Origin of the sequence: Paraniabella hibiscisoli (assembly GCF_022512515.1) — a bacterium.
Taxonomy (GTDB): domain Bacteria; phylum Bacteroidota; class Bacteroidia; order Chitinophagales; family Chitinophagaceae; genus Niabella; species Niabella hibiscisoli.
This window is the reverse complement of record NZ_JAKWBK010000002.1, coordinates 293,599-309,037: the sequence shown is the minus strand read 5'-3', so window position 1 is coordinate 309,037 and position 15,439 is coordinate 293,599. Positions and strand designations below refer to the sequence as shown.

Sequence of the window (15,439 nt, the reverse complement as noted above, 5' to 3'; positions counted from 1 at the left end):
AGTTTAAGTTGCTTTACAACAACTTCTACTAAATTGAAGCAATTTTGTTCATCTTTTTCTTCGATTCCACTTTTTTCTAAGAGTTTTTCAAACTCATGGGCAATTCAAAGCTTCGATATTGGTACTTTTTTATTTAAATCCTCACCGTCAAAATTCTCATAATGCTCTACAACTATCGCTGCAATAGCAGCATATCTTTTAGAATCTTCGATTGAACTAAAATTAGCACTGGCCAGATCATTTTTGATTTTTAAAGTATTTTCTTCTGTGAGGAATGTTAGATAGTTTTGTACGGCTTGTATATACAATTCTTTGGGTAATAGATCCTCGATAGTGATAGCACCTTCGAAAATATCCGTTATGGTACAGACTTTAAACAAATCGCTGCGATTTAATTTTTTTCTTTTTCGATTAGGCGCTTTTGAATTTTCGGCTCATCATTATCTATTAAGATAAAAATCGGTCTGCCCTCATCTAAAAGTATTTGGACCATGGCGGGCATATTTGCAATTGAGCCAGAATCAATAATGGAAAAAAGATCTGAATGTATTTTAATTTTACCTCGATTTACAAAATAATTTATTAAAGCGCCAATATATATTCTATCCTCAGGTCCTTCAACCAATAATGTTTTGTCTGAATAAAAAAAACTATCTGCTATATCAATGCCTAAAGATGACCTTAACGGTCGCCAGTTATCACGATAAGACTTGTGATTAATGGTTGTGCCTCCAACCAGAGCACGCTCTACGACCCAAACCCGAGTTGGTTTTAATCTATTTATACAGAACGGGGAATGTGTAGTGTATATTACTAGATTATCTTCTGCGACGTCTTCTAAAAGCTTTACAAACCTCTTTTGGTTTTTAGGATGAAGTGAAAGAGCTGGTTCATCTAGCAGATAAATAGAATGTTCTTTTCCGAAATGTTTCGCATATAATTTGTTAATAAGGAAAGTGAAAAAATACTGGAACCCACTACTTCTTTCAGTTAATAAATCTATTTTATTTGATTTGTCTTTAAAAAGCAAGGAAAACTCTCCATTATGTGATTCTATTTTCATTTTAACGCCTAGCTCTGATCCATAATATCTATCCAACAGGACATTTACCTTTTCACTTACATTTTCACGTTCTTGAACAAGATCTTCAGTCGACAAGTCTTTAAATTTTGAAAAATCTGTTAGTCCACCCAAGTGAAATATTTTTTGAAAGCTTCTAGGGCGGGATTGTTCTGATCAGCTAAAAAGGTCTCAAGATTAAAGCTTTTTAGAAGAAAATCTTCGCCCTGGAAATATCCAACCTCAGGAATAAGTTTATCAATCTTTTCAATTACCCTCTCCCTGTAACCAACATCTGATAAGGTTTGGATATCAAAAGATCCTTCTGCGAAAAGCAACGAATAGCTGTTGAAGTTCGAGGGATCTTTTTGACGATCATCTTCAACTTTTTCAGCTTTGTTATATCGAATGCACTATTATGTCCGTTTATTTTGTTTACAATGCCAGCGAGAGATTTTATTTCTTCTTCAACAAGTATGAAAGTAGCCGAAATAGTAGCACCTTTTAGTAAATTATTATATTTGGCATCAGTAAAACTACCTTTAAATGCCTTTTTTCCTATTTGGCTAATAGCTTGTAAAATATTGCTTTTCCCTATTTCATTTTCTCCAACTAAACAATAAAGGTTGTCAGAAAACTTGAGATCCAAGGACGTGATCGATTTGAAGTTTTTGATAGCAATTGTTTCTAATCTCATTTGTTTTGTTGAAAAAGGTAAGTTATGTAGAGCTTATAGTTCAGCGAATAGCTTATTCATTTTTTAACTAATGCCATAGTAAAGAAGCGTATTACGTTGATAATCTCATATTCTGACACAACATAGAATATAAAGTATTTAAACTTATCAGAAATCTACGTTATTACATACAAGTTTAGATTGCATGTTCAATACTAAAGGACTATAATTCATTTCGATGTTGATGAAAACGAAAAATAGTAGAGTTCGACACCGATTATTTATTAATCAAGTTCTTTAGTTCCGCCATCATCTCATCCTTTTCCTTCAACATCCTTTCATACAAAGCAATCTTCTCTTCATGTAATTTCAAAACAGCTTCGACAGGATTGAACACTGGATTTGTGTTGTGAGCATTAAAAATAGAACCGTTATCTAAAGAGAATGTATTTGCAATCACATTCACCGCCTGTTCCTCATCAAAATTCTGAATGGCTTCTACAGGCAGTTTTAATATATCGGCAATTTGTTGAAGCAGGGCGGCATCAATGGTTTCTTTTTGCTCTATCTGCGATACGGCTTGCTGGCTCATGTTGAGGTCAAAGGCCAGGGCGTCTTGTTTTATACCCAGCATTTCTCTAAAACGTTTTATGTTGCGGCCCTCGTGTATTTTATGGTTGGTAGGCATAGCGTTAAGTGTTGTAGTCATAGGGCAAATTTATAATATTAGTAGCAATTTTATTGATGTAAAGGTGAGTAAATTAAAAGCGCATTGGCGTAAAGTACAAGTGGCCGCGGTAGGCTACGCATGCGTAATGGTGTTGTTTTGTAGTAGCAAAAAACAAACCTATGGCCACCCAACAAAAACGCCGTCTCATCACCAGGCGCATGAGTGTATGCAGCCCGTGTTATGTTCCTTTTAAATCGCGCAGCCAGCCGCATCCGGTAATACGCCTGGCTGGCCAGTGGCTGCAGGAGTGCGGCTTTGGTATTGGCCCGGTGGTGGAAATTACCTGCGGCCCCGGCCGGTTGACCATCACCGTTGCCGGGGCACAAACCTATGCGGAACTGCAGGCGCAGCTATAGCAGCACAACATTGCAATTGTATAAGTTTTTATATTAAATAGCTACCTATGAAGGCTACCCGTGAAAAACACCGGCCTTTATAGTTTAACCCACCGCTGGCCGGTGGGTTATTTGTTATGGCATAGCGGTTGCTCTAAGAGGCATTTATTGATGACCGGTAGGGAGCGGGTTTGTTACCAATATTTTAGTTTCTTACTTTTTTGCCTTGACGCAAAAAAGTAACAAAAAAGGTCAAGACTGTGAAAAAATTTGCTAAAGCCCATTTTGTAAACCTAAACCCGCCAAACTCGCTCCCCAGCTGAAAATAATTAGATAGACCCTGCGGGCTCAAACAATGGCGGCTTCTTAACGGTTTACTTCAATGGCCTTCTTTACGCAATTTTTTCAAGGTCGGTTGGCATTTCGTTTACATCACAGTCATGTGGGAAAATTGCCATTGTGCTTAATTTTCCTTTTCGCTTGCAAGGCGGACGTTTCGATCCTATTCATTATTTTGTTGATGTGTGGCTGCAGGATAATTGCTTACCAAAATTTCCACCAAGGTTTCGGGCTTTTATCGGAAGGTGGGTTTTCCGGATTAATGCTTGAATTATCATCATCAGGTGTATGCATCCTGAGAAGTTGTTCTGAGTCGGATCTGTTGTCTATGTACTCAAAGTGGTTATATTGGTCTGTGATACCCGTTAAAATAATTTCCCTTTATCCAACCAGCTAATTACCTTCTTTATTTCTATTTCAAGGCCGGGATAAAAACTATTCAACAAAATATCTAGCTGCTTTTCGTCCAGATCTTCCCATGTCTCTACATAATTGTTGACTCCGGGAATTTCCATCGTTAAGCCATAGGTCATTCCTAACCCATCGAAGAAGTAGTAACCTTTGCAGTATAAATCGTAGAAACTAACCAAAGTTTTCGGCAAATCGCGATCTCGTTTCAATGCTTTTGTAAGCAATTTATGAATACGCTGTGTTTCAAGTTCACCGATATCTATGTGCTTTTTTAAAAGCCTGAGCAGCCCGGTTTTGAATCATTGGATTTGTAACCGTACGAAATCAAATCTAAATAATCTTCTGCGCTTAATATGGTTTCGAGTTGCTTGTTGCTGTAGACCCACCGCTCAAATTCCAAAACAGGTATGTCGCCACTTATTGTGTCGAGAAATATTTTGTTTATGTCGGGAGGAAGTTTCATAAGTATATAGTAGGCAAATATCTGGAATGAGCTGGTTAAATCAAAACATGTGGTTAATATAAAGTTTTGGGAAGGTAAGGCGTGCTTAACGCTTATTTGAAGGGATATGTCACGGCAGGTCCGCCTGTTTCGCATTCGGGCAAGGATACGGAGGGCGGCGACCAACGGGAGCCAGTGCGTAGCACGGGAGCGAAGCGTACCCCGCAGTAGCCTGGCGCTGCACTGTTGCGTCTTGGTTGAGAGCGTGGGGACAGGCGGCGGCCCGCATTATTTAAACAATTGTAATCGAAAGCCCACGCTCAATGCTTCGGCAAGCTCAGCATGACAGTGCTGCTTATACCGCTTCGTAGCATGGGATCCCTCCGCTCATTCCGTTGCACTGTATTCGGTCGGGGACGCCCCCATGCCTGTCGTTTCGAGCGAGTGACGCTGGTTCGAAAAACTCCTTCGGAGAACGAGTCGAGAAATCCCTACGCAAAGTCGAATCCCACTTCGTAGCGTGAGATCCTCCGCTCACTTCGTTTTACTACGTTCGGTCGGGATGACGATCATGAAGCCGAATCTCGCTCGGCTAGCCCCCGCATAAACCCAGGAGGAGCGAAGCCTTTCAGCAAAAAAACAGCCCTGATGTAAAATGGTATTGATTTATTTAGTTTCCTTATTTTTAGGTAGTCCAAAATAATGCAATGGGAATTAACGGGCCGCTTAATATTTGGGAGTTTGAGCAATACTTTGATGAGTGGAGCACTAAAGTGTACAACTATGCTTTTAGGAAAACCCAGTCTTCGTATTTGGCGGAGGAAACGGTGCAGCGCACTTTCATTAAACTTTGGAAAAATATAACCGAAAAAACAGTAGAGGCAAGCCTCGAATCACAGATATTCTGTATTGCCAGAACAACAATGCTCGACCTGGTAAAAGAAGAGTATAACCGTAAAAAACTGCTTCAGGCGGGAAAGTTCCAGGTGCAGCCATCTTCACCCTACGACGATTACCAGGCGAAGCAACTGGAGCTGAAACTACAGTTGGTAATTGGGCAGCTACCCGAAAAGCGGAAGCAGGTGTTTATGCTGAGCCGCTATTCCAACTTATCCCATAAACAAATTGCCGATCAGCTTTCCATATCTTCCAAAACGGTGGAGAATCATATTGCCCTTGCCCTCAAGTCTATTAAAAAGGCTTTACTGCTGATAATACTAATGCTACAAGTTTTTTAATTTTCTTTTGGGGGATACGCGCTTTTGAATCGTAATGTTATATATGCACATTACGAAAGAAGTTATTGACCGTTACCTTTCGGGGGAAGCGAATGCCGAAGAAGTTGAGGCTGTCCGGCATGCTTTGGACAATAACCTGATAGATTTAAATGACTGGCTTCCGGAAACGGAATGGCACCATACGGAAGAAGATACGCCCTTTGAGCGCCGGGATAGCATCAGGCAACTGCTCCTAACGAAAATGGAAAGGGCGAACCGGCAGCGCCTGGTTTATGCTATATCAAAATATGCCGCCTTATTAATACTGACCGGGCTGTTAGGTTGGGGTATTTTTGACTATTGGAAAAAGCCCGCGCCAACTGCTCCCGTTACTGCCCGGCACAAAGAACCGCTGCCGCTACAGCAGCCCCTTTAAAAGCAACGACCCCTCAAAAAAAGCAGCACAGAAGCCAGAGCCGAAAGGCAATTTATATTATATCAATTCGGGTAACCTGCCTATGCTGGTAGCTGTTCCGGATGGTTCGAAAATTGAACTCTATCCAGGTTCGGAGGTGAAATTTGCTGATGGCTTTGCTGCATTAGCTAAGCGCGATATCTATTTAAAAGGAAAAGCAACATTCACAGTTGCCAAAGATCGGTCAAAACCATTTAGGTACATACAGCCGGGTTAATGACTACCGCTTTGGGCACTGTTTTTAGTGTGGACGAACTGCATTCATCGGTTACCAAAGTAAAATTATACGAAGGGCGCATTCAGGTGGAGGGTGTTAGCGATAAGCCCGGCTCACCTGCTTTAAATATGAAATTCGTGCCTAATGAAGAAGTGACCATCAATCACGAAGCGCTGCAGATTTTGGCCGAGTCGAGAACCAACTCTTCTGCATTCAACAGAAAAGGCTTTTACCAGGAAAAACAAAATAAACTGATATTCAAAAATATGGCTTTGAAGGATATACTCAATATTATCAGCCATAATTACAAGCTCCAACTGCAGTTTGACAGGGAAGCTATAGAAAATAAATATTACAGTGGTGTGTACGAAAATACTTCCCCGTATATCTGAAAATATTGTCAGACATACAACAGCTTCACAACATTACTATAACGGTACAAAATGAAGAATGATTTACTTATTTAATCCATAATTTATGCACAATTATCAACTCTCCAAACATTACCTGCGCATGATGTTTCTGCTAAAAAGCAGGATCGGTACCCCAGTAAACCGGTCGCTGCGTTTTGCGCTGCTGGTTTTTCTGGTTGCTGGCTCCCAGGTAGCCTATGCGCAACAGTACGCAGCCATTAACGGGGTGGTGCGCGACGAAGGGGGTAAGCCTATCTCGTCGGCAACCGTGGGGCTTAATAATCCCAGTAACAACTTTAAGAAGACAACAGTTACAGCTACAGATGGTACTTTTTCTTTTAGCGAGGTTCCTGCAGGCGAGGGGTACCAGATCACTGTATCGTCTATCGGGTTTAAAACCAGGGAGCTGTCAGACTATAATATCTCTGGCCGCGATAAGCTGGCCATCAATATTAGTATGGAAACTGCATCGGAGAGTTTGCAGGAAGTAGTTGTAACGGCCCTGGGTATTAAAAGGGAGAAAAAGGGCTTGGGCTACACCGTTGCTGAGTTAAAAGGCAGTGAGCTTACACAGGGTAAGGAAGCCAACGTGGCTAATGCACTCTCCGGAAAGGTGGCTGGTGTGCAGGTAAGCAGGGCGGCCTCGGGTGCGGGCGGTTCTTCAAAAGTGGTTATTCGTGGTAACAACTCACTTATTGGTAACAGCCAACCGCTTTACGTAGTGGATGGTGTACCCATCGATAACCAGAATATTTCGGCTCCTAACCAGGTGGGTGGTACCGATTATGGAGATGGTATCAGCAATATTAATTCGGAGGATATTGAGACAATGTCGATATTAAAAGGGCCTAACGCAGCGGCTTTGTATGGTCAAAGAGGTAGTAACGGCGTTATACTCATCACTACCAAATCGGGAAAAGCCGGCAAAACCCGTGTTAGCTACAGCACCGATTTTTCGCTGGGTAATGGCCTGGTGTTGCCCGATTTTCAAAATGAGTATGGCCAGGGATTGAATGGCAATTTTACCCATTTTAGAAAAAGCGATGGCGCCATTGTTTCAATGAGTGATGCGATTAAAAATAGTTTTACCGGTATGCCTAAAATGAGCGCCGGGCGAGACCGTACCACGCGTGCCAGCTGGGGACCCAAAATGGAGGGGCAAACCTACGAAGATGCTTACGGAAATGTATTGCAGTTAACGCCGAAGCCAGATACTTATGAATCTTTTTTCAAACCGAAAAGCAATGGGTGAACAACTTGAGTGTAGACGGCGGTAATGAAAAAATAAACTATCGTTTTTCGTATGGCAACACCGATGTTAAAGGATACATTCCAACCAATACATTGAAGAGGAATAATTTTAGTTTGCGTACACAGGCTAAAATCACCGATCAGCTGCACATGGATGCAAAAGTGAATTATATTGCTCAAAACGGAAACAACAGGCCCACTTTGTCTGATGCTGCCGATAACCCCGCTTATTTGTTTATAAGTCAACCCAGGAGCCTGGGTAACGACATCATGTCGCAATATAAATGGACGTCGCAGGAAATAAGCAAACAATTAGGTTTTTCGGGTATCACAGAAGGTGTAGAAAAAACCTATGCCACCAACAGTTCTACGGCCAATCCATTCTGGACGGTTCATGAAAATCATAACCAGGATCGCCGGGACCGTATTATAGGCTTGCTTCGGTTAAGTTATGATTTTGCACCCTGGCTTAAAGTAGCCGCTACAGGCGGAACGGACTTTTTACGGATCAGCGCTTTCGATACAGGCCCATCAATACGTATCAGAGCTTAAACAGGAAGGGAGATATTCGCGAAGAAGTGATTCGCTCACGCGAAGATAATTACGACATCCTTGCCAGTTCTAATTTTGACCTGTCAGACAAAATAAAGCTCAGCACCAACCTGGGAGCCAGCCATCAAAGCAGGTACCTGCGCATGACGGGTAATTCGGGCAACCAGTTTATTGTGCCTGATCTGTTTGTTATTAATAATACTACCACCAATACTTATATATTCGACCTGATAGAATCCGAAATTAATTCGGCATACCTTTCGGGACAGTTTAGTTATAATGATTACTGGTTTGTAGATTTTTCGGCACGTAACGACTGGTCATCCACTTTATCTAAAGAGAATAATTCGTTTTTTTATCCCTCTGTTAGTTCAAGCCTGGTGTTAACCGACGCTTTTAATTGGAAGTCGGATGCCTTGTCTTTCGCAAAGGTACGCGCTTCATGGGCGCAGGCCGGTAATTCAGGAAATCCTTACCAGCTGGTGGGCGCTTATAGCCTCAACCAATATACACATGGGGGTGTGCCAATGGCTTCGTATACCGACATTATCCCTGATCCCAACTTAAAGAATGAATTGACCACTTCTATCGAAGCCGGTGCGGATCTGAGGTTTTTAAAAAACAGGCTTTCCTTCTCTTTTACTTATTACCAGGCAAGCACTAAAAACCAGATACTGGATGTGCCTATATCGCCGTCGAGCCTTTATGTAAAAAATCGCATCAATGCCGGTGAAATCAGTAATAAAGGAATCGAATTTGTATTGGGAGCAACGCCTGTTAAAACAGCATCGGGCTTTGAGTGGACTACCGTTTTTAACTTTAACAGGAACCGGAATAAAGTTGAATCTTTATACCCGGGGGTAGAAAGTTTCTTATTGGCAACCGACAGGGGCATTAATGTTGTTGCTGAGGGTAGGGAAACCATTTGGCCAGCTCATTGGAACTCAGTTTGCCTGGATAAAAGATGAAAATGGAAACCGGTTAATTGATCCTGCTACCGGGCTGCCTTTGCGTACGGCGGGCCGTGTGGAAACAGATCTTGGAAATGCACAGCCCGATTGGTTGGGAGGTTTTGGAAACACGTTAAAATACAAGGGCTTTAATTTATATGCATTGGTGGATATGCGCCAGGGAGGTGTGATCTTCTCCCAGTCGAGCCGCGAGCAAATCATTTATGGTACCAGCAAAAAGACCTTAGCGGGACGCGACGGTACCTATATAGCGGATGGTATGGTGGCCCAAAAAGATGGCTCGGGTAACTGGGTAAGTACCGGCGTTCAAAACAGCAAACAGGTAACCGCCCAGGATTATTGGAACATGGTGGCGAGTGATAAAGAGGTAATGGTATCGGAAGAAATGATTAATGACATGAGCTATGTTGCCATGCGTGAGATTAGCCTGTCTTATACGTTTCCACAAAATTTAATGCCGCATCGTATCATCAACTCATTAAAATTGGGTGTATATGGAAGAAACCTGTTTTATTTTCAACGAAATACAGATGGCTTTTCTCCCGAAGCTTCTGCATTTAACGTAAATAACAGCTCTATAGGTATTGAGTCTACGTCTTTACCGATGATGAGAACCATAGGCATTAACCTCACGGTTGGTTTCTGATATCTTAATGATGATCAATAAAAAATATACACATGACAAGAAATATCATTCAAAATATATGCGCTGCGGGCCTTATTGCAATGGCTACATTCAGCGCCTGTACCAAAGACTTCGAAAATATAAATACACCCCCCACCTCGGTAACCACGGTAGATCCGGGGTTGTTGATGGCGAGGATCCTGAGAGATGGTACATTCCAGGAATCAGGCGAGTTACCTAACACTAAATTCGGGTCGTGGATCCAGCATTGGGCTGGTGGTCCTGTGGTACCGGTGTCCCGTTATTTCGAAGGTCCGGATAACCAGGTATGGACGCAGCATTTTACGCTGTTGCGTAATATCATCCAGATCAAAAAGGAGCTAAGCGGTAAAGAAGTGGCGCCGGAAGGCCGGAGCAAATTAGCTATAACAGAGATCTATGAAGTGTATTTGTACCAGCGCCTAACCGATCTGTATGGCGATATTCCCTATTCGGATGTAACTACCAGTGACAAAGAAATTAACCGCACCCCTAAATTTGACAAGCAGGAGGATATCTATCCTGAATTAGTAACAAAGCTGGATGGAGCCCTGGCGCGGCTTACTGTCGGGGATCCATCTTACGGCACTTCAGATTTTTTCTATAATGGTAATATTGATAAATGGAAAAAATTCGGGAACTCTTTAAAACTCAAGCTGGGTATGAGGATGCGGTATGCTAATGCTTCCTTAGCTCAGAAAACTGTAACCGAAGCCATGACTTCTCCCTTGGGACTTATAGCCGCCAACAGCGATAATGCTGCCGTGCCTACTTTTAACAATGCCCAGGCCGAAAATCAAAATCCTGTGCTGCGCCAGGTAACCACCGGTAGTGCCGACCTGCGCTACCTGGCGAACACACTGGTGGACGTATTGAAGAGCTATAACGACCCACGGTTGCCCTTGCTGGCTCAGCCGGTTACTGTAAATGGCGTGGCTACTTACAGGGGTATTGGAGTGGCCTTAACAGATAATGAGCTGTCGCAATTAATACGCGCTAATTACTCTACCGCCAACACTTCTACCTGGTTTAGCCTTACGTTTGCACCAATACCCGTTTATGCGATGACCTATTCAGATATCTGTTTTTATAAAGCAGAGGCGGCTTTATTGGGTTGGGGTGCCACCAGTGCGAATGCGCAAACTTATTTTACGGATGGCGTAAAAGCTGCTTTTGCACTTCCTCCTTACAACCTGAGCACTATACCCGCCTCGTATGAGCAATCTGTCATCAATTTAAATGGGTTGACCGATGAGCAAAAGATGGAAAAAATAGCCACCCAAAAATGGATCAGTTTATTTGGCCGCAATATGGAAGCGTTTGCAGAGTGGAGACGTACGGGTTACCCCATATTAACCCCCGGACCCAATCCTGGCTCTACAAATGGCCGGATACCACGTCGAGCCATTTATTCAAGTGAAGAGGCTGAATTAAACAAGGCCCATCTCCAGGAGGCCGTAAGTAGAATGACCAATGGGGATTCGTTCCTGTCAAAAGTATGGTGGGATAAAAAACAATAATCGGCAAAGGCAATTTAACCAGGGGTATCTTAAAAGGATACCCTCTTTTTTTGATGCTGCAATGAATGAACACATTAATTGTTTGGACCAGGAAGAGGCTTCTCCTTTAGTATGAAGGACTCCCCCTGGAAAGGAGTTCATGAAATGAGCGAAGCGCCCGCCCGGCCGGTACAGACGGTGAGAAATCTCTACGTAGAGCCAATCCCGCTTCGGTCGCGATGAAGGTAGGTTGCGGCTGCTTTTAGGGTTTGGTGATCCGAAATTATATGTCAGCCTGTCCAAGGACTTCTTCGGAGAGCCTGACGAAGGCTTCTTCCTGCGCCCCCACCAGATGCCATAGCCAAGTATAGTGGTAAGTCCTGCAACAGGATTAGCCGTAAAGTCGAACTCGATGTCCTTGCTTGCATGCCTGCCATCCTGGAAGGCAAAGAAGTCTGGCGTATAAGGAACAGCATTATTGTTGATGTTAGTTCTGAAGGGGTAAAGATAACTTTTTGGCAGGTAAGGGCCTGGACGCAAAAATTGAGTCCTTAGGTTAGTTGTAAGTTGAAAATGTTCCTAAAAGGTGACAAAAGGTGATATGCCAGAGGTTTATTAAAAAATAACAGCCTGATTAATTCTAACCCGTTCGTTTTTATAAGGTTAAAACATTTATCTTGCGTCGGGTTAACCCTCTAAACCGAGCCAAAATCTAACCCGGCCATATAAATGATTAAAAGAAATTTTAAAGCCAGCCTTTTAAAGGCGAGGCGTGTAAAGCTGTTTTTATTAAGCCTCTCCATTTTCTCTGTATTAGGATCTTCAAGCGTTATAGCGCAAACAACACTCAGTCCTGGTGATATTTGTTTTGTGGGTTACTACAGGATAAATGTAACCGATGCTGGTTTTTCCTTTGTTACTTTAAACCGTATTAGCAGGGGCACAGTGATTTATTTCACCGACATGGGCGTTGATGGTACAACGAGATGGGGAACAGGTACAGAAGGTTATTTGAAATGGACTGTTGGTAACAGTACTGGTCAGGATCTTTTACCGGGCGCTATAGTAAGCGTCGTTTCACCGCAAACAACAAGTGGCATGCTCGTCAATATGCGCACTGCCGCTAACGTAACATCGGTTATTACCTCAGAATTTGCAGGCTCTGTCGCACCCTCCAATGCTTTCTCAATGAGCGCAGGTGGTGACCCCATATTGGTTTTTCAAACGAAATCGGCATCTAAAACCTTTACCCAGATCAATGATACGAATCTGCCTTTAACTGATGTTACTTTTATCACCGGTATTACTACAGATTACAACAATACTACCATTAACCCGGCTACAGGATGGAACCTGGGTACACTAGACGGAAGAGTAACCGGAATTACTTCTGCTCAGGAGTCTACCGTTCCGCCGGGACTAACCAATGGAGTTAACTGCATTTCTTTAGGGGCGGTAGGAACGAATGAAAACTATGCAAGGTATACAGGCTCTTTAAGTGGCTCCCGTACGCAGATCATGAACCGGATCAATACAGCAGCAACCGGCTGGGATGTAAATTCAACAACAGCTATAATAAATCTCACCAGCTTTAGTAATGTAGCTCTTCCGGTAGTATTTAACGCTATAAAAGCAATCCAAAAAAATGATCAGTTATTAGTTAACTGGAGCACTGTTTCGGAGCATAACAATGATTATTTTGAAATACAGGGCTCGCTGGATGGGGTAGATTTTGTTAAATTAGGAACTGTTGAGTCAAAAAGTAATAACGGCAATTCCGCTCAGAGTATAGATTACCAGTTTTCAATAGATAGAAGTAGTTCGCTTGCATTGTCGGGCTTTGGCGTTTTAACAATATTAGGTGGGGCTGTATTCTTTAGCCTGCGAAGCAGAAAAACAATGATTCCATTGGGCATATGCTTTATGTTTTTCCTTTCGCTTACCATTTCTTCCTGCAGCAAAAAAGGTAGGGAGCTGACTGGCAATGGCGACCAGTCGATCTTTATACGAATTGCGCAGGTTGATAAAGATGGGAATACCTCTTTTTCTAAAGTAGTGACCACCCATATTCAATAGTTTTATTCTAAAAAGCAAAGGTTATTTTCGGGATCAGGTAACCATACGGCACAGCAATAGCGTAGCTCCATTCAGCTACGCTATTGTTTTTAATTGATAATCTCTCCTTTATTGTTTTCCAGCTTTTCATTCCATTTCCGTTTTTCTTCCGGGGTAAGTTTAGCCCAGCCAGTTACTTCTCCAATAATTTTCAGCGGTGCCTCGCTGCGATAAGAACGGGTAGGGTTTCCGGGAAATTTCTTGTCGGTAACATTGGGGTCATCTTCAAAACTACCGGTTGGTTCTACTATGTAGATGCGCTCTGCACCATCTCCTTTCGCCAGGGCTGCGGCTAGTCCTGCACCATTAATCAGCGCCGTAAAATAAATATGATTCATGGTGATATTTGCCTGGTAATTGGACTGGCCGCCGGCTACCAGCAGATCTCCGGTTTTTAAATTGGCCCTGGTTCCGTGATAAAAAGGACCTTCGTCCTTCAATTGATTCTTTACAGAAATGGCCAGTTCATTATGGATGCAGGCGCTGTCCGCATCTCCCAATGTCTCATAGCATCGGGCGATATCCCCGTATAAGGTAGATAACGCCCCCTGTACAGAAACCGCATCTGCCTTTTTACCGTGCTCCAGTGCTTTTTTAAACCATTCTAACTGCTCGTCGGGATTTTGCTGATACCGGCCTACCAGGTGTGCCGCTGTAAATTTTTCAAAATCCGTTGTGGCTTCTTTCCATGCCTGCATCAATAATTTGCCGGCTTCCTCCGGTTCACCTTTTGCCTCTGCGCTCATGGCCTGTATACAGCGCTGAATAACAGGATTGTCAGGACTGAATTCCATAAAATAATTATTTAGATTTTATAATCCCGGTTTTTGTTTCCCGCCAAGTTCCTCCCGGGTGGTCGTCATAAGGTCAATTGCCTTTTCAAAATAAGTAATCAGGGTTTTCTGTTCTCTGTCGGAAAAAGAAGCAATAAGTTGTACAGATAGGGTACTGAATGTTTTATATAGTGGCTCCAATAACGCTGTAATCTTTTTTGTATCCGGTACAATCAGCACTTTTCGCCGATCCTCTTTATCGAACTGTCTTTTTACCAGTTTTTTCTTTTCAAAGCGGTCTATTAAACCCGTAACGGCACCGGTAGTAAGACCCGTCAGGACAGCCAGTTCACCCGCCGTCATGGTACCTTTGGTAATAAAAAATCCCAGGTATTTCTGATCGGTACCGGAAAGGCCTGCCTGCCCCGCAATCGACTCATGCATTTGTAAAGAGGTGTAAGCATACAGCTGACTGAGTTGGTGTATGGACGTAATTGACTGATCTTTCATTTATCTTACTTTGTAATTATCTTAGTTGCAAAGGTAATTACAAAGAGTTATATTTCTTCTTTTATTTGGTTGACAGGAAAACCCGAGGTACAGGAATGAATAAAGGGATAGCTAATTTATTTAGTAAATAATTGCTAAAATATTTGTGATTGTGGCGTTTTAGAAATACCTTGCATTATAGTGTTTCTACCATGCAGCAAAAATTATTCGATGATACCGATCAGTTTGAGTTACCCCTGGACTTATTGTCTTATATACCGGCTTTTATTAGCCCTGAAGAAGGTAATGACCTGCTGAGGTTATTGCTGCAAACAGTTCCCTGGCAGCAACATAAAGAAATAATGTACGACAAGGAAGTAGTAACACCGAGGCTTTCCGCATGGTACGGAGATACCCGAAACGCTGATGGTAAAATCCAGCCTCAAAAATGGCTACCTGAACTGTATAACCTGAAGGGGCGTATAGAACGTTTTTCGGGTGAATCCTTTCAGGGTGTTTTATTGAACTATTACCGGGATGGTAACGATTCTGTTGCCTGGCATGCCGACAGAGATACGCTTCCTGGTGTAAAAACGGCCATAGCGTCGCTGAGCATAGGGCAGGAGAGATTATTTGATTTTCGCCATAAGCAGGATCATACAAAAAAACATGCTATTCTATTGCAGCACGGCTCTTTATTATTAATGCAACCCGATCTGCAAAAAGATTGGGAACACCGGATTGCTAAATCTGGTATCCCAATGAGGGCCCGGATCAACATGACTTTTAGAAAGGTAATGGAGTGACAAA

18 protein-coding genes are annotated in these 15,439 nt (G+C 42.6%); 11 read left to right on the top strand and 7 right to left on the bottom strand.

The window, feature by feature from the left end; translation table 11 throughout:
* Positions 1-104 precede the first annotated feature (104 nt).
* From MKP07_RS30145 to MKP07_RS30130, 4 genes are all read right to left on the bottom strand, one after another.
* Entirely contained in the window at positions 105-380 is a 276-nt protein-coding gene (locus MKP07_RS30145) for a hypothetical protein (protein WP_240851728.1), read from the bottom strand.
* 11 nt (positions 381-391) lie between these two features.
* On the bottom strand, positions 392-1,195 hold the full coding sequence (locus tag MKP07_RS30140; protein WP_240851727.1) for an ATP-dependent nuclease: 804 nt from the start codon (positions 1,193-1,195) through the stop codon (positions 392-394).
* Between the two features lie 136 nt (positions 1,196-1,331).
* The gene (locus MKP07_RS30135) at positions 1,332-1,757 is read right to left on the bottom strand and encodes an AAA family ATPase (RefSeq protein WP_240851725.1); all 426 of its coding nucleotides are present in this window, start codon (positions 1,755-1,757) and stop codon (positions 1,332-1,334) included.
* Between the two features lie 256 nt (positions 1,758-2,013).
* Positions 2,014-2,424, bottom strand: coding sequence for a helix-turn-helix domain-containing protein (locus MKP07_RS30130; protein ID WP_262920052.1), 411 nt, complete (start codon positions 2,422-2,424; stop codon positions 2,014-2,016).
* A gap of 200 nt (positions 2,425-2,624) precedes the next feature.
* Here MKP07_RS30130 and MKP07_RS30125 point away from each other — a divergent pair, with 200 nt between their 5' ends.
* Entirely contained in the window at positions 2,625-2,822 is a 198-nt protein-coding gene (locus tag MKP07_RS30125) for a SymE family type I addiction module toxin (protein ID WP_240851721.1), read from the top strand.
* A 683-nt stretch (positions 2,823-3,505) separates the two neighbouring features.
* Here the strand turns inward: MKP07_RS30125 and MKP07_RS30120 are convergent.
* Positions 3,506-3,760: a hypothetical protein gene (locus MKP07_RS30120; RefSeq protein WP_240851719.1), complete on the bottom strand. Its 255-nt coding sequence runs from the start codon at positions 3,758-3,760 to the stop codon at positions 3,506-3,508.
* 940 nt (positions 3,761-4,700) lie between these two features.
* Between MKP07_RS30120 and MKP07_RS30115 the strand changes: the two genes are divergently transcribed.
* From MKP07_RS30115 to MKP07_RS30075, 9 genes are all read left to right on the top strand, one after another.
* Positions 4,701-5,231, top strand: a complete 531-nt coding sequence (locus tag MKP07_RS30115; protein ID WP_240851717.1) for a sigma-70 family RNA polymerase sigma factor — start codon at positions 4,701-4,703, stop codon at positions 5,229-5,231.
* A 43-nt stretch (positions 5,232-5,274) separates the two neighbouring features.
* Complete coding sequence (locus MKP07_RS30110; RefSeq protein WP_240851715.1) at positions 5,275-5,646, top strand: hypothetical protein; 372 nt, start codon at positions 5,275-5,277, stop codon at positions 5,644-5,646.
* Positions 5,647-5,901: 255 nt separating this feature from the next.
* Positions 5,902-6,294: a DUF4974 domain-containing protein gene (locus tag MKP07_RS30105; protein WP_240851714.1), complete on the top strand. Its 393-nt coding sequence runs from the start codon at positions 5,902-5,904 to the stop codon at positions 6,292-6,294.
* A gap of 85 nt (positions 6,295-6,379) precedes the next feature.
* Positions 6,380-7,567: a TonB-dependent receptor plug domain-containing protein gene (locus MKP07_RS30100; protein WP_240851711.1), complete on the top strand. Its 1,188-nt coding sequence runs from the start codon at positions 6,380-6,382 to the stop codon at positions 7,565-7,567.
* Positions 7,564-8,118: a TonB-dependent receptor gene (locus tag MKP07_RS30095; protein ID WP_240851710.1), complete on the top strand. Its 555-nt coding sequence runs from the start codon at positions 7,564-7,566 to the stop codon at positions 8,116-8,118. The genes MKP07_RS30100 and MKP07_RS30095 overlap by 4 nt, the downstream gene beginning before the upstream one ends.
* Entirely contained in the window at positions 8,097-9,086 is a 990-nt protein-coding gene (locus tag MKP07_RS30090; protein WP_240851972.1) for a TonB-dependent receptor domain-containing protein, read from the top strand. The genes MKP07_RS30095 and MKP07_RS30090 overlap by 22 nt, the downstream gene beginning before the upstream one ends.
* A complete protein-coding gene (locus MKP07_RS30085) occupies positions 9,016-9,735 on the top strand; it encodes a hypothetical protein (protein ID WP_240851707.1) in 720 nt (239 codons plus the stop codon). The genes MKP07_RS30090 and MKP07_RS30085 overlap by 71 nt, the downstream gene beginning before the upstream one ends.
* A gap of 32 nt (positions 9,736-9,767) precedes the next feature.
* On the top strand, positions 9,768-11,273 hold the full coding sequence (locus tag MKP07_RS30080) for a SusD/RagB family nutrient-binding outer membrane lipoprotein (protein ID WP_240851705.1): 1,506 nt from the start codon (positions 9,768-9,770) through the stop codon (positions 11,271-11,273).
* Positions 11,274-11,981: 708 nt separating this feature from the next.
* Positions 11,982-13,328, top strand: a complete 1,347-nt coding sequence (locus MKP07_RS30075; protein WP_240851704.1) for a hypothetical protein — start codon at positions 11,982-11,984, stop codon at positions 13,326-13,328.
* A gap of 89 nt (positions 13,329-13,417) precedes the next feature.
* Here MKP07_RS30075 and arr read toward each other — a convergent pair whose 3' ends face one another.
* Together arr and MKP07_RS30065 are read right to left on the bottom strand one after the other, a co-directional pair.
* Positions 13,418-13,843, bottom strand: a complete 426-nt coding sequence (arr, locus tag MKP07_RS43180) for an NAD(+)--rifampin ADP-ribosyltransferase (protein ID WP_394803733.1) — start codon at positions 13,841-13,843, stop codon at positions 13,418-13,420.
* A gap of 336 nt (positions 13,844-14,179) precedes the next feature.
* The gene (locus tag MKP07_RS30065; protein ID WP_240851701.1) at positions 14,180-14,650 is read right to left on the bottom strand and encodes a MarR family winged helix-turn-helix transcriptional regulator; all 471 of its coding nucleotides are present in this window, start codon (positions 14,648-14,650) and stop codon (positions 14,180-14,182) included.
* Between the two features lie 149 nt (positions 14,651-14,799).
* On the opposite strand from MKP07_RS30065, the gene MKP07_RS30060 reads away from it, so the two are divergent.
* The gene (locus MKP07_RS30060) at positions 14,800-15,435 is read left to right on the top strand and encodes an alpha-ketoglutarate-dependent dioxygenase AlkB family protein (RefSeq protein ID WP_240851699.1); all 636 of its coding nucleotides are present in this window, start codon (positions 14,800-14,802) and stop codon (positions 15,433-15,435) included.
* Positions 15,436-15,439: the final 4 nt, after the last annotated feature.